General features: G+C 58.7%; 20 protein-coding genes. 8 read left to right on the plus strand and 12 right to left on the minus strand.

Annotation, left to right across the window (positions count from 1 at the left end):
• Positions 1-24: 24 nt before the first annotated feature.
• Together nirD and nirB are read right to left on the minus strand one after the other, a co-directional pair.
• A complete protein-coding gene (gene nirD, locus HF675_RS01290) occupies positions 25-354 on the minus strand; it encodes a nitrite reductase small subunit NirD (RefSeq protein WP_105232920.1) in 330 nt (109 codons plus the stop codon).
• Positions 351-2,900 carry a nitrite reductase large subunit NirB gene (gene nirB, locus HF675_RS01295; protein ID WP_187043939.1) on the minus strand — a complete coding sequence of 850 codons (2,550 nt, stop codon included), beginning with the start codon at positions 2,898-2,900 and terminating at the stop codon, positions 351-353. Before nirB ends, nirD begins: the two co-directional genes overlap by 4 nt.
• Positions 2,901-3,202: 302 nt before the next feature.
• Between nirB and HF675_RS01300 the strand changes: the two genes are divergently transcribed.
• On the plus strand, positions 3,203-4,471 hold the full coding sequence (locus HF675_RS01300; protein ID WP_370569836.1) for a cytosine deaminase: 1,269 nt from the start codon (positions 3,203-3,205) through the stop codon (positions 4,469-4,471).
• A 68-nt stretch (positions 4,472-4,539) separates the two neighbouring features.
• Here HF675_RS01300 and tsgA read toward each other — a convergent pair whose 3' ends face one another.
• The 7 genes from tsgA to HF675_RS01335 form a co-directional block, all read right to left on the minus strand.
• On the minus strand, positions 4,540-5,724 hold the full coding sequence (tsgA, locus tag HF675_RS01305) for an MFS transporter TsgA (protein ID WP_187043941.1): 1,185 nt from the start codon (positions 5,722-5,724) through the stop codon (positions 4,540-4,542).
• Positions 5,725-5,899: 175 nt separating this feature from the next.
• On the minus strand, positions 5,900-6,886 hold the full coding sequence (locus tag HF675_RS01310; protein ID WP_187044678.1) for a LacI family DNA-binding transcriptional regulator: 987 nt from the start codon (positions 6,884-6,886) through the stop codon (positions 5,900-5,902).
• A gap of 38 nt (positions 6,887-6,924) precedes the next feature.
• Positions 6,925-8,235 (minus strand): 6-phospho-beta-glucosidase, encoded by a 1,311-nt coding sequence (locus HF675_RS01315; RefSeq protein ID WP_111737898.1) that lies wholly within the window; start codon positions 8,233-8,235, stop codon positions 6,925-6,927.
• Positions 8,232-8,534 carry a PTS lactose/cellobiose transporter subunit IIA gene (locus HF675_RS01320; protein ID WP_187044679.1) on the minus strand — a complete coding sequence of 101 codons (303 nt, stop codon included), beginning with the start codon at positions 8,532-8,534 and terminating at the stop codon, positions 8,232-8,234. The genes HF675_RS01315 and HF675_RS01320 overlap by 4 nt, the downstream gene beginning before the upstream one ends.
• A gap of 50 nt (positions 8,535-8,584) precedes the next feature.
• Complete coding sequence (locus HF675_RS01325; protein ID WP_187043942.1) at positions 8,585-9,907, minus strand: PTS sugar transporter subunit IIC; 1,323 nt, start codon at positions 9,905-9,907, stop codon at positions 8,585-8,587.
• 16 nt (positions 9,908-9,923) lie between these two features.
• Positions 9,924-10,229, minus strand: a complete 306-nt coding sequence (locus tag HF675_RS01330; protein WP_105232914.1) for a PTS sugar transporter subunit IIB — start codon at positions 10,227-10,229, stop codon at positions 9,924-9,926.
• Positions 10,230-10,357: 128 nt separating this feature from the next.
• The gene (locus tag HF675_RS01335; RefSeq protein ID WP_187043943.1) at positions 10,358-10,591 is read right to left on the minus strand and encodes a hypothetical protein; all 234 of its coding nucleotides are present in this window, start codon (positions 10,589-10,591) and stop codon (positions 10,358-10,360) included.
• A 63-nt stretch (positions 10,592-10,654) separates the two neighbouring features.
• Here HF675_RS01335 and ppiA point away from each other — a divergent pair, with 63 nt between their 5' ends.
• From ppiA to HF675_RS01365, 6 genes are all read left to right on the plus strand, one after another.
• Positions 10,655-11,224: a peptidylprolyl isomerase A gene (ppiA, locus tag HF675_RS01340; RefSeq protein WP_187043944.1), complete on the plus strand. Its 570-nt coding sequence runs from the start codon at positions 10,655-10,657 to the stop codon at positions 11,222-11,224.
• Positions 11,225-11,386: 162 nt separating this feature from the next.
• The gene (locus HF675_RS01345) at positions 11,387-13,072 is read left to right on the plus strand and encodes a sensor histidine kinase (protein WP_187043945.1); all 1,686 of its coding nucleotides are present in this window, start codon (positions 11,387-11,389) and stop codon (positions 13,070-13,072) included.
• Positions 13,072-13,797: a two-component system response regulator BtsR gene (gene btsR / locus HF675_RS01350; protein ID WP_105232911.1), complete on the plus strand. Its 726-nt coding sequence runs from the start codon at positions 13,072-13,074 to the stop codon at positions 13,795-13,797. Before HF675_RS01345 ends, btsR begins: the two co-directional genes overlap by 1 nt.
• 86 nt (positions 13,798-13,883) lie before the next feature.
• The gene (locus HF675_RS01355) at positions 13,884-15,413 is read left to right on the plus strand and encodes a helicase HerA-like domain-containing protein (protein WP_105232910.1); all 1,530 of its coding nucleotides are present in this window, start codon (positions 13,884-13,886) and stop codon (positions 15,411-15,413) included.
• 132 nt (positions 15,414-15,545) lie between these two features.
• A complete protein-coding gene (locus HF675_RS01360) occupies positions 15,546-16,121 on the plus strand; it encodes an aminodeoxychorismate synthase component II (RefSeq protein ID WP_105232909.1) in 576 nt (191 codons plus the stop codon).
• A 132-nt stretch (positions 16,122-16,253) separates the two neighbouring features.
• On the plus strand, positions 16,254-17,474 hold the full coding sequence (locus HF675_RS01365) for an aspartate aminotransferase family protein (protein ID WP_187043946.1): 1,221 nt from the start codon (positions 16,254-16,256) through the stop codon (positions 17,472-17,474).
• Between the two features lie 108 nt (positions 17,475-17,582).
• Here HF675_RS01365 and HF675_RS01370 read toward each other — a convergent pair whose 3' ends face one another.
• From HF675_RS01370 to crp, 3 genes are all read right to left on the minus strand, one after another.
• Positions 17,583-17,990, minus strand: a complete 408-nt coding sequence (locus HF675_RS01370) for a putative T6SS immunity periplasmic lipoprotein (RefSeq protein ID WP_187043947.1) — start codon at positions 17,988-17,990, stop codon at positions 17,583-17,585.
• A 134-nt stretch (positions 17,991-18,124) separates the two neighbouring features.
• Positions 18,125-18,550: a type IV secretion protein Rhs gene (locus HF675_RS01375; RefSeq protein ID WP_232251595.1), complete on the minus strand. Its 426-nt coding sequence runs from the start codon at positions 18,548-18,550 to the stop codon at positions 18,125-18,127.
• A gap of 179 nt (positions 18,551-18,729) precedes the next feature.
• The gene (gene crp / locus HF675_RS01380; protein ID WP_004090925.1) at positions 18,730-19,362 is read right to left on the minus strand and encodes a cAMP-activated global transcriptional regulator CRP; all 633 of its coding nucleotides are present in this window, start codon (positions 19,360-19,362) and stop codon (positions 18,730-18,732) included.
• A 377-nt stretch (positions 19,363-19,739) separates the two neighbouring features.
• Here crp and HF675_RS01385 point away from each other — a divergent pair, with 377 nt between their 5' ends.
• Positions 19,740-20,147 carry an OsmC family protein gene (locus HF675_RS01385; protein ID WP_105232906.1) on the plus strand — a complete coding sequence of 136 codons (408 nt, stop codon included), beginning with the start codon at positions 19,740-19,742 and terminating at the stop codon, positions 20,145-20,147.
• The last annotated feature ends 1 nt before the right edge of the window (position 20,148 follow it).

The following is a 20,148-nucleotide window of genomic DNA, read 5'->3' on the forward strand; positions in this document are numbered from 1 at the left end:
TGTTCCCAGAAGGTTAGAATATTGTTATGCCGCCGCCACCTGCACCACGCCGTCGACCACCCGGCTGGCGAAGTGCGCCACTGAATGTGCCTCATCCTCCATACAGCGGCCGTCGTGCAGGCGGAAACGCTGTTTTTTCAGCGGACTGGCGACCCACAGCTCGCCCTGATGTTCGGCGATCAGGCCGCGCGACAGCACGCTGGCCTGGGCGAAGGGGTCGATATTGCTGATGGCGAACACCTGTTCATCGGCGTAGGGGCGGAAGACCGCCACCTGCTGTTCGCCAATCAGGGCGCAGACGCCGGTGCCGGGCAGGATATCGGCGACGGGACAGACGGTGATCCACGGGCTCATGCGTTGTTCTCCTCGGTTTCCAGTACGGTGACGGGGATGCGCTCGTCCGGACGGGCCGGGCGGTGCTGGTCACGTTCGGCGACCATCTGAACGTTCGGGTCGCGCAGGCTGCTGTTGATAAAGTGGGCGAAGCGCACCTGCAGCTCCGGATGCGCAACGGTTTCGCTCCATTCGCAGACCACCGCGTCGCGCAGGCGCAGAATTTCCGCTTCCAGCTGCGCGTTGATGCCCAGTTTGTCGTCGATAATCACCTGGCGCAGGTAGTCGATGCCGCCTTCCAGGCTTTCCAGCCACAGCGAGGTACGCTGCAGTTTGTCGGCGGTGCGGATGTAGAACATCATAAAGCGGTCCAGATAGCGCACCAGCGTATCGCGGTCGAGGTCGGCCGCCAGCAGGTCGGCGTGGCGCGGCTTCATGCCGCCGTTGCCGCAGACATACAGGTTCCAGCCGTTTTCGGTGGCGATAATGCCGACGTCCTTACCCTGCGCTTCGGCGCATTCGCGGGTACAGCCGGAGACGCCGAACTTCATTTTGTGCGGCGTGCGGATGCCTTTGTAGCGGTTTTCCAGCTCGACGCCGAAGCCGACGCTGTCGCCGACGCCGTAGCGGCACCAGGTGCTGCCGACGCAGGTTTTCGCCATGCGTAGCGCCTTGGCGTAGGCGTGACCGGTTTCGAAGCCGGCGGCGATCAGTTTCTCCCAGATGGCCGGCAGATCGTTTTTCTGCGCGCCGAACATGCCGATACGCTGCGAACCGGTGATCTTGGTGTAGAGGTTGTACTCGCCGGCGATCTCACCGATGGCCCGCAGGCCTTCCGGCGTAATCTCGCCACCGGCGGAGCGCGGGATCACCGAGTAGGTGCCGTCTTTCTGGATGTTGCCGAGGAAGTTGTCGTTGGTATCCTGCAGCGGGGTGTGTTGCGGTTTGAGGACGTACTCATTCCAGCAGGAGGCCAGTAGCGAACCGACGGTCGGCTTGCACACTTCGCAGCCGTAGCCTTTGCCGTATTTCGCCAGCAGCTCATCAAAGGATTTGATGCCTTCAACGCGGATCAGGTGGTACAGCTCCTGGCGCGAGTAGGCGAAGTGTTCGCACAGGTGGTGGTTAACCTCGATGCCCTGTTTGCTGAGCTCGGCGTTCAGCACCTGGGTAATCAGCGGAATACAGCCGCCGCAGCCGGTGCCGGCCTTGGTTTCCGCCTTGATGGCGGCGACGGTATGGCATCCCATGCTTACTGCTTTGATGATATCGCCTTTGCTGACGTCAAAGCAGGAGCAGATTTGTGCGCTTTCCGGCAGGGCGTCCACGCCGATGGCCGGTTTGCTGCCGGCGTGCGCCGGCAGGATCAGGCTGTCCGGGTTCTCCGGCAGTTCGATGCCGTTCAGCGCCAGCTGCAGCAGATTGCCGTAATCGCTGGTGTCGCCGACCAGTACTGCGCCCAGCAGGGTTTTATTATCGGCGCTGACCACCAGGCGTTTATACACCTCTTTGCTTTCGTCCAGATATACGTAGCTGCGGGCGCCTTCTGTGCGGGCGTGTGCATCGCCGATGCCGCCCACGTCCACCCCCAGCAGTTTCAGCTTGGCGCTCATATCCGCGCCGAGGAAGGTGTTGTCGCGCCCCAGCAGATGGTCGGCGGTTACCTGTGCCATTTTGTAGCCCGGCGCCACCAGGCCAAAGGTGCGCTCCTGCCAGGAGGCGCATTCGCCGATGGCGTAGACATCCGGGTCGGACGTCTGGCATTGATCGTTGATCACGATGCCGCCGCGGCGCGCGGTAGCCAGCCCGCACTGGTGCGCCAGCTTGTCCTGTGCGCGGATGCCGGTGGAGAAGACGATAAAGTCGACTTCCAGCTCGCTGCCGTCGGCAAACTGCATGGTTTTACGCGCCTGCTGACCGCCGTTGACGATCTCGCGGGTGTTTTTGCCGGTGTGCACCTGTACACCCATGCGTTCGATCTTGCGGCGCAGTTGATCGCCGCCCATCGGATCGAGCTGTTCGGCCATCAGCACCGGCGCGAATTCGATCACATGGGTTTCGATGCCCAGGCTTTTCAGCGCGCCGGCGGCTTCCAGCCCCAGCAGACCGCCGCCGACTACCGCGCCGCGCTTGCTGCGGCGGGCGCAGGCTTCAATCGCGTTGAGGTCTTCGATGGTGCGGTAAACGAAGCAATCCTGGCTTTCCGCGCCCTTGATGGGGGGGATCCACGGGTAGGAGCCGGTGGCCATGATCAGTTTGTCGTAAAACACCGTGCGGCCGGTGTTGGAGTGAATCACCTTCTCGCTGCGGTTGATGGTAATGGCGCGTTCGCCGACCAGCACCTTGACGCCGGATTTCTCGTAAAAACCTTCGCGTACCAGCGACAGCTCTTCGGCGGTATGGTGGGAAAAGTAGGAAGAAAGGTGTACGCGGTCGTAAGCGATACGCGGTTCTTCGCAAAAAACGGTGATGTCGAACTGGTCGGGGTCTGCCTTTTCCAGCAGATCTTCGATAAAGCGGTGGCCGACCATGCCGTTACCGATGACAGCGAGTTTGACTCTGCTCATGATTGCCTCAAAAATTCTGGTTTCCTGCGCTTACCTTATTCCTCCCGCCGTACGGCTTATTGATGTAAATCAAGTCTACTCCCATATACCTCTAAGGTGTTATATTCCTGATTTTTATCGTTATTTGATAAGTTGCGGTTTTCATTCAACTTTAGCTGAATCGAGCCAGTTTGATGGTTGTCGCACTATTTTTCGCCATTTACGCCATTTTGGCTGATGACTGTTTTTGTCAGCCTGCGCGCGTGCCAGTATGATGAAAAAATCAGCCGGTCAACGGGAGGGGAAGTGTGGCAAAGCAAAGGTTGAAGTTTATCGACAATCTGCGTCTCAGCGGGCATGAAGGACTGTGGCAGTTGAGCATCGAACAGGGGCGTATAGCCCATCTGATCCCGCAGCCGGCCGGCCAGGCGTGGCGTAGCGACGCGCTGGATGCCGAGGGCGGCCTGGCGCTGCCGGCGTTTGTCGAGCCGCATATTCATCTGGATACCACCCAGACCGCCGGTCAGCCGGCCTGGAACGAGTCCGGCACGCTGTTTGAGGGGATTGAACGCTGGGCGGAGCGTAAGGCGCTGCTGAGCCACGAGGATGTGAAGCAGCGCGCCTGGCAAACGCTGAAGTGGCAGATCGCCAATGGCATTCAGTACGTGCGTACCCATGTGGACGTGTCGGATCCGTCGCTGACCGCGCTGCGCGCCATGCTGGAGGTGAAGCAGGAGGCGGCGCCCTGGGTGACGCTGCAGATCGTTGCATTTCCGCAGGAGGGCATCCTCTCTTATCCCAATGGTGAAGCCCTGCTGGAGGAGGCGCTGCGCCTGGGGGCCGATGTGGTGGGTGCAATTCCGCACTTTGAATTTACCCGCGAGTACGGCGTAGAGTCGCTGCACAAGGCTTTCACGCTGGCGCAAAAATATGACCGGCTGGTGGATGTGCACTGCGATGAGATTGATGACGAGCAGTCGCGCTTTGTCGAAACCGTCGCAGCGCTGGCGCTCAAGCTGGAGATGGGCGCGCGGGTGACCGCCAGCCATACTACGGCGATGCATTCCTACAACGGCGCTTATACCTCGCGGCTGTTCCGCCTGTTGAAACTGTCCGGCATCAACTTTGTCGCCAACCCGCTGGTGAATATTCATCTGCAAGGGCGCTTTGACGACTATCCGAAGCGGCGCGGCATCACGCGGGTGAAAGAGATGCTGGCGGCGGATCTCAACGTCTGTTTCGGCCACGACGACGTCTTCGACCCGTGGTATCCGCTCGGCACCGCCAATATGCTGCAGGTATTGCATATGGGTCTGCACGTCTGTCAGCTGATGGGCTACGGCCAGATTAACGACGGCCTGGAACTGATCACCACGCGCAGCGCCCGCACGCTGCAGCTGCAGGATTACGGGCTGGCGGCAGGCAACAGCGCCAACCTGGTGATTCTGCCGGCGGAAAACGGCTTTGACGCGGTGCGGCGCCAGACGCCGGTGCGCTACTCCATTCGTCAGGGAGACGTGATCGCCGCCACCCGGCCGGCGGAAACGACGATTTACCTGGATGATGAGGAGCTGGTCGATTTTCGCCGCTAGGATGCAGGGATAAAAAAAGCACCGTCGCCGGTGGCGAACGGTGCTTTTTTTATGGGAGGCAGCGACGGTTAGTGGGTCACGTGGCCGTGGCTGCGGTGCTTGGTGACAAAGCCCAGCAGCAGACACATCACGAATACCGCCAGGTACAGGCCGTTGGCGGTGGTCAGCGCCGCGTGCGCGCCGCCTTTGGCGACAATCGGGCCGGTGACCACGAAGGTCAGCATGGTGCCGATGGTGCCGCAGGTCAGGATGAAGTTCACTAGCTTCGGCGAAGAGACCTTGGTCTGCAGCGAACCGAGGGTAATCAGCGTGGTGTAGATGGCGCTGGAAACAAAGCCCAGGGCCATAATGTAGTAGCCCAGCAGCTGCGGCTCGTCGCTGCTGACGAACATATACATCGCGCCGGTCGCCAGCGCCGCCAGCACGGTGACGATGCGCTGCAGGTCGAAGAAGCGCAGCACAAAGCTGAATACCCACATCCCCACCATGTAGGATGTCCAGAAATCGCTGACCAGTTTACCGGCCTGGCTGATGTTCATCCCCAGAGATTTGGTGGCGTACTCCGGCACCCACTGGATGAAGCCCAACTGGCCGAGGATGTAGCACAGCGCGGCGATCGACAGGAACAGCACGCCGATACCCCATTTTTCTTTGGCGACCGTTTCGCCGTCGGCATTGCCTTTATTGCCCAGTACCGGGAACTCGGAACACAGGGCCAGCACGAAAATCGCCAGATACAGTACGCCGATGCAGGCGTAAACCCAGTACCAACCGATATGGCGCGCCAGCAGCGTGGCGGCGACGATCGGGAAGATCATCCCGGCCATGCTGAAGAACGAATCGGTAAACAGCAGGCGTGAACCGCGCTGGCGACCGGAATACATATGGGTGATCAGGAAAGTGCCGATCGACATGGTAATGCCGCTTACTATCCCGAGGATAAACATGCAGATGGAGAACAGCGTCAGGGTTTTGCCGACCATCAGGCCAACCACCGCCAGCACCATCAGCAGAAAACCGAACACCAGTTGGCGTTTCAGCGGGATAATTTCCATCAGCCAGGCATTGAGGAAGATCGAAATCAGAATGCCGGCATTCAGGAAGGTAAAGGTGTTGCTCATGCTGGAAACCGGCAGATTAAAGTACTCTGCAATGTTTCCCATCACCATCCCTGTGACGATCACTAAGGCACCGGTCAGCGCATAGGAAAAGAAGCTGATCCATGTAAGCCGGATGCGGTTGTTGTTATTCATTGAATAAGCCCGATTGGTCTGTTGGATTTGAGATGCCGGTGGCGGGATCTGACGTCGCTTGCCAAAAAAGAAAACGGTCCGCTGACCACCTGGGGGCGGATCCTAGCATAGCTATCGGGATATTTTATGATTGCTGACTAATTTTTGATGCAATCAATGAAAACTAATTAATCAATTAGTGATCCGTGTCTAGTTTGGCGATCGAATCGCGCCTGATGATCTGCGGCGCGAAGGTCACGGGCGGCGTTGCAGGATCGATCAGCAGGCGTGCGGCCTGCTGGGCCATCTCCACGATCGGGAAGTGCACGCTGGTCAGCGCCGGACGGACAAACGGCGCGCGTTCGCCGCTGTCGTAACAGACCAGCGAAATATCCTGCGGGACGCGCAGGCGGCGTTCGTTGATCGCCAGCAGAGCGCCGATCGCCATCTCTTCGTTGCAACAATAGATGGCGCTGGGCAGCACAGGGCGCTGCAGCAGGCGTTCGGCACACTGATAGCCGCTTTCCAGGTCGTAAGCCCCTTCCAGGCAGCCCAACGGTTCCAGACGCGCTGCACGCATGGCGTCCTCAAAGCCCCGGATGCGCAGCCGGCTGGAGGCGCGCTGGCGCGGCCCGCTGATGCAGGCGATGCGGCGGTGGCCGGCGTCGATCAACTGCTGGGTTGCCAGGCGGCTGGCCTGCGGATGATCGAAGGTGACACAGCGATCCTCCAGCCCCGGCACCAGACGATCGAGCAGCACAAAGCGGCGCTGTTCCGCCGCCAGTTGACGCAGCCGATCGTCGCTCAGGTAGCGGACGTGCAGGATCACCCCGTCGCAGCGCAGGTTGAACAGCCGCTGGATCGCCGCCAGTTCATTGTCGGCGCTGTTACGCCCCTGGGTGACCAGCAGCTGTTTGCCGTGCGACTCCGCCTCGGTCTGCACAAAATCCATCAACGCGCCGAAAAAACCGCCGCGGTATGAGGTGGTCACCAGGCCCAGCGTGTTGCTTTGGCTGGAGGCCAGCGCGCGCGCCGCCGGATTGGGGGTATAGCCCAGCAGGGCGATGGCCCGCTCCACTTTCTCGCGGGTGGGCGCTTTGACATTGCTGTCGCCGTTCACCACGCGCGACACCGTGGCGCGCGATACGCCCGCTTCAGCGGCTACATCTTCCAGTGTCACCATCATGTCCTTCGACCTGCCTCATTGCCGTTTCGTGATTATCAGAGCGTAAACTGCGGTAAGTATGCGCTATTGGCCTGCAGTACGTCTTCCAGCAGCGGCCCGGCAATTTTCGCGCTGGCGACCAGCGGGTTGGTAACCAGCGCCAGCAGCGCGCTGCGGCGATCGCCGTGTACGGCGGCCTCGATGGTCAGGCGCTCATAGGCCTTCACCTGTTGGGTCAGCGCATGCATGGATTCCGGCAACCGGCCGAAAGCCAGCGGATGGGCGCCCTGCGCATCGACGATACAGTTGGTTTCTATCACAGCATCGTCGGCGAGGCCATGAATAGCGCCGCGGTTTGCGGTGTTTACCACTAATTGCGTGCCGAGATCGTTGTGAATTGCCCGGATCAGCTCCAGCGCCACCTGCGAATAGAACGAGCCGCCGCGGAAGCTGAGCTGCTGCGGTTTGCTGTCCAGATGCGGGTCGGCATACAGCTCGAACAGCTCTTTTTCCACCTGCATCACCTGTTCGGCGCGGGTGCCGCGTTCGGCGGCGGCGGCCATCTCTTCCGCCAGCATCTCCTGCGTCTGGTAGAAGTAACGGTGATAAGGGCAGGGGATGGCGCCGACGGCGCGCAGGAACGCCGGCGGCCACGGCTCTTCCTTGATATTGTTCATGGTCAGCGTCGCGCCGTCGCACAGCCTGTCGATCACCTCGGCGGTGACGTCCCGGCCGCTGTGCAGCACCTGGTGCACCCAGACCATATGGTTGAGCCCGGCGAAGCGCAGCCGGACAGCGTCAAACGGCGCTTCCAGCATGTTGGCGATCATATGGTGCATGCTGATCGGCACATTGCACAGGCCGATAATTTTCGCCTTGGTGTAGCGGGAGATCGCTTCGGTCACGATGCCGGCCGGGTTGGTGAAGTTGATGATCCAGGCGTCCGGCGCCAGCCGTTCGACCTTGCGCGCGATATCCAGCATCACCGGAATGGTGCGCAGCGCCTTGGCAAAACCGCCGACGCCGGTGGTCTCCTGGCCAATCAGGCGATACTTCAGCCCCAGACGTTCGTCGGCGGCGCGGGCCGGCAGTTGCCCGACCCGCAGCTGCGTCAGGACAAACTGTGCGCCGCGGATGGCGTCGTCCAGTGCAAAATGCACGCTGACCGTGACCCGTTCCAGCCCGTGTCGCGCCAACATACGTTGGGTCAGCGCGGCGATAATCTCGACTTTCTCGCGGCCGGCCTCGACGTCGACCAATGCCAGTTCGCTGACCGGCAGCTCCTCAATGCGTTCAATCAGGCCTTCGACCAGTTCCGGCGTATAGCTGCTGCCGCCGCCGATAATGGCGATTTTCAGGGTATTCATCCGCGCGCCTCCGTTTGTGCCTGCCGGCGATAAAGTTCAATCATGTCGTCTGCCAGATCCTGAATCACCATCGCGTTCATCAGGTGGTCCTGGGCGTGGACAGTGATCAGGTTGATGGCCAGCTTGCCGCAGCCTTCGTCCAGGCCGATCAGCCGGGTTTGAATCTGGTGCGCCTGCGTCACGGCCTGCTTTGATTCGGCCATATGGGCGGCGGAGGCGTCAAAGTCGCCCGTCCGCGCCTGCTGCAACGCCATCAGCGCGCTGCTGCGGGCGCTGCCGGCGAACACCAGCAGTTCCATAATGGTGCTTTCGAAATCCTGACTGACGTCAGTAGCTAATTCACTCACGGTTACGCTCCTGTCGCCGCAGATGCAGCGCGTTCGGCGTCGGCCTGCTGCATTTCCTGCGTGATTAATTGTTTTTCATACACTTTGAAGAACGGCAGCCAGATGGCGAAATCAAGCGCCATCAGCAGCAAGACCAGTACCGCGGCGCGAATATCCCAGGAAGCGGAGAGCAGCGCGCCGAGCGGGGCCGGTGCGGTCCAGGGCGCCATGGCGACCATCTTTTCCACAAAATCCCAGTGCAGGGCGAAATAGGCCAGTACGGCATTGACCATCGGCACCAGCAGCAGCGGAATAAACAGCGTCGGGTTCATCACCACCGGCGAGCCGAACAGCAGCGGTTCGTTGATGTTGAACACCGAGGGCACCACGCTCAGCCTGCCGATGGTGCGCAGATGGACCGAGCGGCTGCGCAGGTATAACAGCGCCAGCACCAGCGTGGAGCCGGAGCCGCCGATGCAGACATAGAACGACCAGAACGGCGCGGTCAGCGTCTGGGTCGTGGCCGCGCCCTGCGCCACCAGCGCGGCGTTGGCCGCCAGATTGGTCATAAAAATCGGGTTGAGCAGGCCGGTAACGATATTGTCGCCGTGAATACCGGCAAACCACAGCAGGTTGGCGATCAGCACCATCAGCAGAATGGCGGGCAGGGTATCGCCGACGCCGATCAGCGGCTGGAACAGGTGCATAATGGCGGCCGGCAGCAGCAGGTGAAACTCGCTCTGCAGCAGAATGCTGAGCGGATAGACCGTCAGTAAAATGCCGATGACCGGATACAGCAGCTCAAATGAGCGGGCGATGGCGGGCGGCACCTGCTCGGGCAGACGCAGCGTGATGTTGTACTTTTTCAGCAGGCGGATCAGCTCCACCGACCAGATGGCGCAGATCAGCGCGGTGAACACCCCCTGACCCCCGAGAAAATCGAGCGACATTTTGTTATCGGCCTGCGGCGCGGCCGCCAGCAGAAATGCCATCAGCGACAGCAGTCCGGCGGTCAGCGCGTCCAGACCATAGTGCTTGGCCAGGCTGTAGGCGGTGCCGATAGCCACGAACACGCTCATCAGCCCCATGGTCATAAAGAACGGCATGGTGATGGTGTTCCAGTGCGTTTTGGCGAAGCTCAGCCAGGCGCGGCCAAAGCCGGAGGTGGTGTCGGCATCGAACGGCGGATTGGCGACGATCAGCATGATACTGCCGACGATTAAAAACGGCATGGCGCAGATAAAGCCGTCGCGGATGGCAATAATGTGGCGTTGGCTGCCGATACGACCGGCCAGCGGCGCGATGTGGTTTTCCACGACGCGCATCAGAGAAGCGTACAGGCTCATGGGTATCTCCGCCGGTTCAGGCCATCAGGGCGAGGGCGTGATCCAGCACCTTATCGCCGCGCAGCGTGCCGTAATCCATCATGTCGATGACCGCGACGGGCTTGCCGAGCGGCGCGGCGATGCGGCTAAAGCGCGCCAGTTCATATTTCACCTGCGGCCCCAGCAGCACGACGTCGGCATCGGCCAGCGCGCTTTCAAATTCAGCGGCGGGTACGGCGACAATCTCCAGCGTCAGCGCCCGTTTTTCCGTTTCAGCCTGCATCCGTTTGACCAGCATGCTGGTGGACATGCCGGCGGCGCAGCACAGTACGATCTTTTTCATCATTGCTCTCCTGTGGTTTCCCGTATCTGGCGCGCCGCGTCGCTGCCGGCCGGTGGTTTTCCGGGGTGCAGCGTGGGATTGCCGTCGGTTTTTTTTTCTTAACGCTCAAATGAGAGCGCTCTCATTTGTTAGCCTAACGGGAGCACAGAAACAAAACGGGAGGCAGGTCGCAAAAAATGCCAAATGGCCGATTGGTACAAATAATGCGTGATCGGCTTTGCAAAAATCTGCATGGCGATCATACTCTTGTCAGGAAAATTCGGGAGTTCGTCTGCAAAAAACGGGGGTTGCCCGGATGAGGCGGCGTTGTTTTGAGAACTTTCCCGCAATAGCGTAAATATAAGTAAATGGCTGGCGCTCACCAGAATGGCTCTTTAGAATCAAGGCGCTTTCCGTTGTTTGTCTCCCAGAGAAAGGACCCGCTCATGTTCAAACGTACCTTAACCACCCTTGTCGCCCTGTGTTCCCTGACGGCAATGGCGCCGGCCGCACTGGCCGCAGGCGAAACCCACGTCATGCTGACCACCTCCGCCGGGAATATCGAGCTGGCGCTGGATGGCCAAAAAGCGCCGGTATCAACGAAAAACTTTGTTGACTACGTGAACAGCGGTTTCTATAACAACACCGTGTTCCACCGCGTGATCCCCGGCTTTATGGTTCAGGGCGGCGGCTTCACGGCGGATATGCAGCAAAAGAGCACCAAAGCGCCGATCAAGAATGAGGCGGATAACGGCCTGCGCAACCTGCGGGGCACCATTTCCATGGCGCGTACTGCCGATAAGGACAGCGCCACCAGCCAGTTCTTCCTGAACGTAGCGGACAACGCCTTCCTGGACCACGGCCAGCGCGACTTTGGCTATGCGGTGTTCGGTAAAGTGGTGAAGGGCATGGAAGTGGTCGACAAGATTTCTCAGGTACCGACCGGCAACGTCGGTCCTTATCAAAATGTACCAAGCAAGCCGATTGTGATTCTGTCGGCGAAGGTGATGCCTTAATCGCCCCGGCCGGCCCCGCACGGGGCCGGTTTCTGTTTGTCGCCCTCTGAAGCCTCGCCTGCATCACTGTTTTCCTGCCCTGCTCATGGTGTAATCAACGCAGATAATCAGACCGGATAGCCGGCGTTTTGATGTTCCTCTCGTTCAGGGTGCGTTGTTGTGATGTACGAATTTGATCAGGTGCTGTTGCTGTTGCAGCAGATGTGCGTCTATCTGGTGATCGCCTATCTGTTGAGTAAAACCCCGCTGTTTATTCCGCTGATGCAGGTCACCATCCGCTTGCCGCACAAGCTACTGTGTTACGTGATTTTTTCGGTATTCTGCATTATGGGCACCTATTTCGGCCTGCATATTCAGGACTCGATCGCCAACACACGCGCTATCGGCGCGGTGCTGGGCGGCCTGCTGGGCGGGCCATCGGTCGGGTTTCTGGTCGGGCTGACCGGGGGGATGCATCGCTATACCCTCGGCGGCATGACCGACGTGGCCTGCGCGGTGTCCACCGTGGCAGAAGGCCTGGTCGGCGGGCTGGTGCACAGCCTGGCGCTGCGGCGCGGCCGTCTCGACCTGCTGTTTAATCCGCTGTTTGTCGCCGGCGTCACTCTGGTTGCCGAAATCCTGCAGATGGGCATTATTCTCGCCATCGCCCGTCCGTTTGACGAGGCGCTGCGTCTGGTGGGCTATATCGTGTTGCCGATGCTGGTTGCCAACACCGTGGGCGCGGCGATGTTTATGCAGATCCTGCGCGACCGGCGGGCGATGTTTGAAAAGTACACCAGCGCGTTTTCCTCCAAAGCCCTGAAGCTGGCCGAGCGCACCGAAGGCATTTTGCGTCAGGGGTTCGACCGGGAAAACAGCATGAAGGCGGCGCGGGTGATTTATCAGGAGCTGGGTATCGGCGCGGTGGCGATCACCGATCGCGACAAACTGCTGGCGTTTATCGGCATCGGCGACGATCATCATCTGCCGGGCACGCCGATCTCGTCGGCCCATACCCGCTGCGCCATCGATAATAACGAAGTGGTGTATGCCGACGGCAATGAACTCTCCTACAGCTGTTCGATCAGCGGCAACTGCAAGCTGGGGTCGACGCTGGTCATTCCGCTGCGTGGCGAAAATCAGCGGGTGATCGGCACCATCAAGCTGTATGAGCCGAAAAGCAAGCTGTTCAGCACCATCAACCGCACCCTGGGCGAAGGCATCGCCAGCCTGCTGTCGGCGCAGATTATGGCCGGCCAGTATGAACGGCACAAACAACTGCTGGCACAGTCGGAAATCAAGCTGCTGCATGCGCAGGTAAACCCGCATTTCCTGTTTAACGCGCTAAATACGCTGGTGGCGGTGATTCGCCGCGACGGTGAGCGCGCCTGCGAACTGGTGCAGTATCTGTCGACCTTCTTCCGTAAGAATCTCAAGCGTTCGGATGACGAAGTCAGCCTGGCGGACGAGATCGAACACGTTAACGCCTATCTGCAAATTGAACAGGCGCGCTTTGCCGATCGGCTGGAGATCGTGGTGTCGTTGCCGGACAGCCTGCTGGCGGTGCGTCTGCCGGCGTTTTCCCTGCAGCCGATTGTGGAAAACGCCATCAAGCACGGCACCTCGCAGCTGCTGGGTACCGGGCGCATCACCATTGACGCCCGTAGCGAGGGCGGGCGCCTGTTGCTGCAGGTCACGGACAATGCCGGCCTGTATCAGGAAAAAACGCCGGGCGACGGGCTGGGCATGAGCCTGGTGGACCGGCGTATCCGCGTGCGCTACGGAGAAGAGTATGGCGTGCGGGTCAGCTGTGAACCGGAGGTGTTCACCCGCATTACACTGCATGTTCCACTGGAGGGCGCCGCCTGATGCTGAATATATTAATTGTTGATGATGAGCCGTCGGCACGCGACAACCTGCGTCATCTGCTGGCCGCCGAGCCGGAGGTGTGCATTATCGGCGAATGTGCAAATGCGATTGAGGCCATCAGCCAGATCCATCGGCTGCAGCCGGACGTGGTGTTTTTGGATATCCAGATGCCGCGCATCAGCGGCCTGGAGATGGTCGGCATGCTCGATCCCAACCGGATGCCGCATATTGTATTCCTCACCGCGTACGATGAGTATGCGCTGCAGGCGTTTGAGGAGCACGCCTTTGACTACCTGCTGAAGCCAGCGGAGCCGCAGCGGCTGCAGAAGACCCTGCAGCGTCTGCAGCAGCGTCATACGGCGCAGGATGTTGCCGCGCTGCCGGAAAGCGCCGGCTATTTGAAATATATCCCCTGCGCCGGCCACAGCCGGATTTATCTGCTGCGTTTTGACGAGGTGATCGCCATCCGCTCGCGCGCCAGCGGCGTGTATGTGGTGCGTAACGACGGCATGGAGTGCTTTACCGAACTGACGCTGCGCACGCTGGAGAGCCGCACGCCGTTGGTGCGCTGCCACCGCCAGTATCTGGTGAATCTGGAGCAGGTGCGGGAAATTCGTTTTGAAGAAGGCGGTGCCGCGGAGATGATTATGCCGGTCGGCGATGCGGTGCCGGTCAGCCGCCGCTACCTGAAATCGCTGAAAGAACAGCTGGGGCTGCGCGGCTAAGCGCTTGACGGGCTTCCGTCGCGCTTATAGCTTTATGGCATCACAGGCGCATCTGCGCCGCGTTAGCGTCATCAAAGGAACAGCAAATGAGTGAAGCACGGATTATCGCCAAGGCGATGAAAGACGGTAAACCCGTTCAGGATCTGGCGATTCTGCCTGCCCTGGCCAACCGCCACGGCCTGATTACCGGTGCGACCGGTACCGGTAAGACCGTGACGTTGCAAAAAATGGCCGAACAGTTCTCACGCATCGGCGTGCCGGTGTTTTTATCGGACGTGAAGGGCGACCTGTCGGGGATTGGCACCGAGGCGGTGCCGAATGAAAAACTGCAGGCACGGCTGACGGCGATTGGCGTGACCGACTGGCAGCCGCAGGCCAGCACCATTATCCCGTGGGATATTTACGGCGAGAAGGGGCATCCGATCCGCGCCACGGTGTCCGATCTCGGCCCGCTGCTGCTGGCGCGCCTGCTGGATCTGAACGAGGTGCAAAGCGGCGTGCTGCAGCTGGTGTTTAAAATTGCTGACGACAATGCGCTGCTGCTGCTGGATATGAAAGATCTGCGCGCGATGGTGCAGTACGTCGGCGACAACGCCAAACAGTTCAAAACCCAGTACGGCAATATCTCCAGTGCGTCGGTCGGCGCCATCCAGCGCGGCCTGCTGACGCTGGAGGAGCAGGGCGCCAACCTGTTCTTCGGCGAGCCGATGCTCGACATCAACGATCTGATGAAGACCGATGCCAACGGCCATGGCATGATCAATCTGCTGGCGGCCGATAAGCTGATTAACCAGCCGAAACTCTATTCGGTATTTCTGCTGTGGCTGTTGGCGGAGCTGTTTGAGCAACTGCCGGAAGTGGGCGACCCGGAACAGCCGAAACTGGTGTTCTTCTTTGACGAGGCGCACCTGTTGTTCAACGATGCGCCGCCGGCGCTGCTGACCAAAATTGAGCAGGTGGTGCGCCTGATCCGTTCCAAAGGCGTCGGCGTCTATTTTGTGACGCAAAACCCGCTGGATATTCCGGACAGCGTGCTTGGCCAGCTGGGCAACCGCGTTCAGCATGCGCTGCGCGCCTTTACGCCGCGCGACCAGAAGGCGGTGAAGGCTGCGGCGCAGACCATGCGCGCCAACCCGGATTTTGATGCGGAAACGGTGATTGGCGAGCTGGGCGTCGGGGAGGCGCTGGTGTCGTTCCTCGATGAGAAAGGACGGCCCAACGTGGTGGAGCGTGCGATGGTGATCGCGCCGGAGTCCAAAATGGGCATGCTGGGGGCGGAAGGGCTGAACAGCGCCATCAATAAATCGCCGCTGTACGGCCGCTATGAAGAGATGGTAGACCGCGAATCGGCCTATGAGAAGCTGTCGTCCGAAGGCTTCGCCACCGTGGGCGAGGATGCGCAAGCGGTGGATAAAGCCACGCCGCAGGCCGGCCAGCAACAAAGCGGCGGCGGCCTGATGGGCAGCCTGAATGAGCTGCTGTTCGGTTCCACCGGCCCGCGCGGCGGCAAGCGCGACGGCATTGTACAAACCGCCGCCAAGAGCATGGCACGTGATTTGAGCAAGCAGATCCTGCGCGGCGTGCTGGGTTCGATTATGGGCGGCCGTAAAAAGTAATCTTTTCTTCGCGTAATGCATCGGCAACCGCCTTCACCCCGGCGGCTTACTGCGGTAAGCTCCCGGGCTGAGGCGGTTGCCGTCTTGTTGTACCAGGAAATTACTCCCCAAATCATAGGCCGTTGAACCGCCATGCTGCTGCTGATCGATAACTACGACTCTTTTACCTACAACCTTTATCAATACTTTTGCGAGCTTGGCGCCGAGGTGCTGGTAAAGCGCAATGATGAACTGCAACTGGCCGATATTGACAGGCTGGCGCCGCAGCATCTGGTGATCTCCCCCGGCCCCTGCACGCCGAACGAGGCCGGTATTTCGCTGGCGGCCATTACGCATTTTGCCGGTAAGCTGCCGATTCTCGGCGTCTGTCTGGGGCATCAGGCATTGGGGCAGGCATTCGGCGCCGATGTGGTGCGCGCGCGCGAAGTGATGCACGGCAAAACCTCGGCAATTCGCCATACGGACCGCGGCGTTTTTCGCGGGCTGAATAATCCGCTGACGGTAACGCGCTACCATTCGCTGGTGCTGGACGCAGCAACGCTGCCGGACTGTTTTGAGGTTACCGCCTGGAGCGAGCGTGACGGCGTACGCGATGAGATTATGGGGATTCGCCACCGCACGCTGGCGCTGGAAGGGGTGCAGTTCCATCCGGAGAGCATCCTTAGCGAACAGGGGCACGTGCTGCTGAGTAATTTCCTTAAAAGTTAATCGGTTATAAATTTTTCGTCATGATTGGCGATTTTGGTTTGCCCTAAATTGGTTTTTTATGCATATTTTGTGATTATATTGTCACTTTGCTGGCGCTATTAAAAAACCAATCTCTTGAGGTGGAACCCAATAATGACGGAAAAATACGCGGTGAACCGCAGCACGTTCGATAAGGTGATTTTGCCGGTTTATGCACCGGCGCAGTTTGTACCGGTCAAAGGATTGGGCTGCCGCGTGTGGGACAGCGAAGGGAAGGAGTATATCGACTTCTCCGGCGGCATCGCCGTGACCGCGTTGGGCCACTGCCACCCGGCGTTGGTGGCGGCGCTGCAGCAGCAGAGTGAAACCCTGTGGCATACCAGCAATGTGTTCACCAATGAGCCGGCGCTGCGTCTGGCCAGCAAACTGATTGACGCCACCTTTGCCGATCGGGTCTTTTTCGCCAATTCCGGCGCGGAGGCCAACGAAGCGGCCTTCAAACTGGCGCGCCACTATGCCATTACCCGTCACAGCCCGTACAAAACCAAAATTATCGCCTTCTATAACGCCTTCCACGGCCGGACGCTGTTTACCGTCTCGGTCGGCGGGCAGGCAAAGTATTCTGACGGCTTCGGGCCAAAACCGGCCGATATCGTGCATGTGCCGTACAACGATCTGGCGGCGGTCAAGGCGGTGATGGATGACAGCACTTGCGCGGTAGTGATGGAGCCGATTCAGGGCGAGGGCGGCATTACGCCGGTGGACGCCGAGTTCCTACAGGGCGTGCGCGCGCTGTGCGATAAGCACCAGGCGCTGCTGGTGTTTGATGAGGTGCAGAGCGGCATGGGGCGTACCGGCAAGCTGTTCGCCTATATGCATTACGGCGTGACGCCGGATATTCTGACCACCGCTAAAGCGCTGGGCGGCGGCTTCCCGGTCAGCGCGATGCTAACCAGCGAGGAGATTGCCTCTGCCATGCAGGTCGGCACGCACGGCACCACCTACGGCGGCAACCCGCTGGCCTGCGCGGTGGCCGAGGCGGCGCTGGACGTGATCAACACGCCGCAGGTGCTGGACGGTATCGCGCAGCGTCATGCGCTCTACGTGGCGAAATTGCAGCAACTGGCCGACAAGTACGGTATTTTCAGCGATATTCGCGGTATGGGGCTGTTGATCGGCGCTGAGCTGAGTGCGGCTTACCAGAATAAGGCGCGGGATTTCCTGGCCGCCGCCGCCGCGCATGGCGTGATGATTCTGAACGCCGGGCCTAACGTTATCCGCTTTGCGCCGTCATTGGTGGTAGAGCTGCAGGATATTGAAGAGGGTATGGCGCGTTTTGAACGTGCGGTGCAGGATGTGGTGAATGCGGTATAAGCGGGCTATTGCTCAGTAGGCGTTGTATTACCTGTTGTGGGAACTACGTATGGCCCCGGTCGATGACCGGGGCTGATAACCGGAAGGGGATATGCGTGAAGTTGCCCATCATTCGGTTGATGTTGTGACTTGCAGCTTGCCGTTTTTATCTTGCCCGAGACGGAAAGATGCTCTGATTATGCGCGCATCGACGACTTTTCCCTGAGCATTCTGCCGCTCTGTGTTCACGAAGATGCCATAATTGTGCCCTGCCTGAAAGCGATATCCAAACAGGGGGGTACATGCGGTTGATGAGAGGAATATCGGGGGCGTGAAGTGTTTGCGCAGGTTTTTTTCGGGCTCCACGGTGCGAATTTCTAACGCTGACATGGATTCGCCATCTGCCACCGGAGCGAGTAAACAAATGTTGTTATTCACAACCTTTATTTCCGCCATCGGTGAAATTTTAGGCCCCGGATCGCCGAGCGTACATCCCGTCAGCAGCATGGCTGGAGCGAGCAAAAATCGATATTTCATATTATCCCCTTCCGGCAAGCGCACGAGAAACCATCTTTTGATATACAAGGAAAATATTTCTGCTGTTGTCCTTACCACGATAGTTCACGATACGGCCCGGTACAGCCTGACGCTGGTATAGCCTTACGCCAAAGTCAATAGTCCGCAATGATGCAGGCCTGTTGTTCCATTGCATAATCTTTGAGTTTCTTATTGGCGTGCAGAGTGTATGTGTAGTCGCTGGCCCAGCTAAATAACCCTCTTGTTTTGACCCACATCCCCCGTTGATGCTGCCAGACATGAACCATTTCATGGATATAGAGATGTTTTGATTCTGTTGGCACGGCGATTTCTGAGAAGTCTTCTTCATAAAGATTTTTTCTAAAATACAGTTCACCGTTAGGGGCCATACCGTAATTTTGCGCCTGTAAACCGAAGGGGAGGTAGCTATCGCAATGAACCCATACCCTGTTATAAGCGATAGCTCCGCCGAACATTTCATGAGCGAGGGTAATCTCCCCTTGGGTCAGCAGACGGAGCGTACCTTCTCGTTTCTCTCTGACTTCCTGAAGTCCTTTCATAGGATGCGTCCTTTTTATCCAACCAAGGGATAAATAAGCACTTTTTTTCTTTGCGGTCAATTATTGTTCGACCGAGGGGGCGGTAACGGGAAGCAGGGATGGTTATTGGAGTGATAAGAACGGTGGCATGTAGGGAATAGGGCATAAAAAACGGCGCGAATGCGCCGTTTTCTGGTTAATTAACGCGTGCCATAAACAACAATGGTTTTGCCGTGCGCGGAGATCAGGTTTTGATCTTCCAGCATTTTCAGGATACGGCCGACCGTTTCGCGTGAACAACCGACGATTTGACCAATTTCCTGACGCGTGATTTTAATTTGCATACCGTCAGGGTGGGTCATGGCGTCCGGCTGTTTCGCCAGGTTCAGCAGGGTTTGCGCAATGCGGCCGGTAACGTCAAGGAAGGCGAGGTTCCCCACTTTCTCTGAGGTGACCTGCAGGCGGCTGGCCATTTGCGCGGAAAGGCGCATCAGAATATCCGGGTTGACCTGGATCAGCTGACGGAATTTCTTATAGGAAATTTCAGCTACTTCACAGGCGGTTTTCGCTCTCACCCAGGCGCTGCGCTCCTGGCCTTCTTCAAATAATCCAAGCTCGCCGATGAAATCCCCCTGGTTGAGATAGGACAGGATCATCTCTTTGCCTTCTTCATCTTTAATCAGCACCGCAACGGAGCCTTTCACGATGTAGTAGAGCGTTTCAGCCTTTTCACCTTGGTGAATCAGCGTACTTTTGGATGGATATTTGTGGATATGGCAATGAGACAGGAACCATTCGAGAGTCGGGTCTGTTTGCGGTTTGCCGAGAACCATTCGCTATTATCCTCTGTTGTAATCGCTGCCTTTGTAACACAGGGATCGGAGCTCCCTGTTAAACGCGTTGATAACCGGTAATGCATGCGGGCTATAAACAGGTTTTGAGGCGTGCCGTAAAATACGCTATTGCCCTAGCATATTAACTTGCCGTCAGTGCTGCAAGCTACATTCTGTTAACATCTCATTTAAGATGCTTTCCTTGGGCAGATCCCTGAAAGTCGGTGTCCAAAAAGAATTATTGCGGTTTGTTTGTAGCATAGAGTGAGGCGAGTGTCTTCTGTTGTCTCGCTTCAGCATGACCGGCATCAGGTTCCGTTGCCAGTTTCAGCGCGAAAGCGTAGTCTGATTTTAAGAAATTAACCGGAGTGAGCAGTATGCAGGCAAGAGTGAAATGGGTGGAAGGATTGACCTTCCTCGGTGAGTCCGCGTCAGGCCATCAGGTGTTAATGGACGGTAGCGCCGGAGAAAAGGCGCCGAGTCCGATGGAGATGGTGTTGATGTCGGTGGGCGGTTGCAGCGCGATCGATGTGGTGTCGATTCTGCAAAAGGGCCGCAATGACGTGCGCGACTGTGAGGTGAAACTCAGCTCGCAGCGGCGGGATGAGCCGCCGCGCACTTTTACCGCGATCAATCTGCACTTTATCGTCAGCGGTAAAGGGCTGAGTGACAAGGTGGTGGAGCGTGCGGTCAACCTGTCCGCTGAAAAGTACTGCTCGGTATCGCTGATGCTGAGCCAGGCGGCAACGGTGACCCACAGTTTCGAAATCCGCGCGGTGGAATAAG

This window comes from Serratia sp. JUb9, assembly GCF_014298095.1.
In the GTDB taxonomy this organism is placed as follows: domain Bacteria; phylum Pseudomonadota; class Gammaproteobacteria; order Enterobacterales; family Enterobacteriaceae; genus Serratia_B; species Serratia_B rhizosphaerae.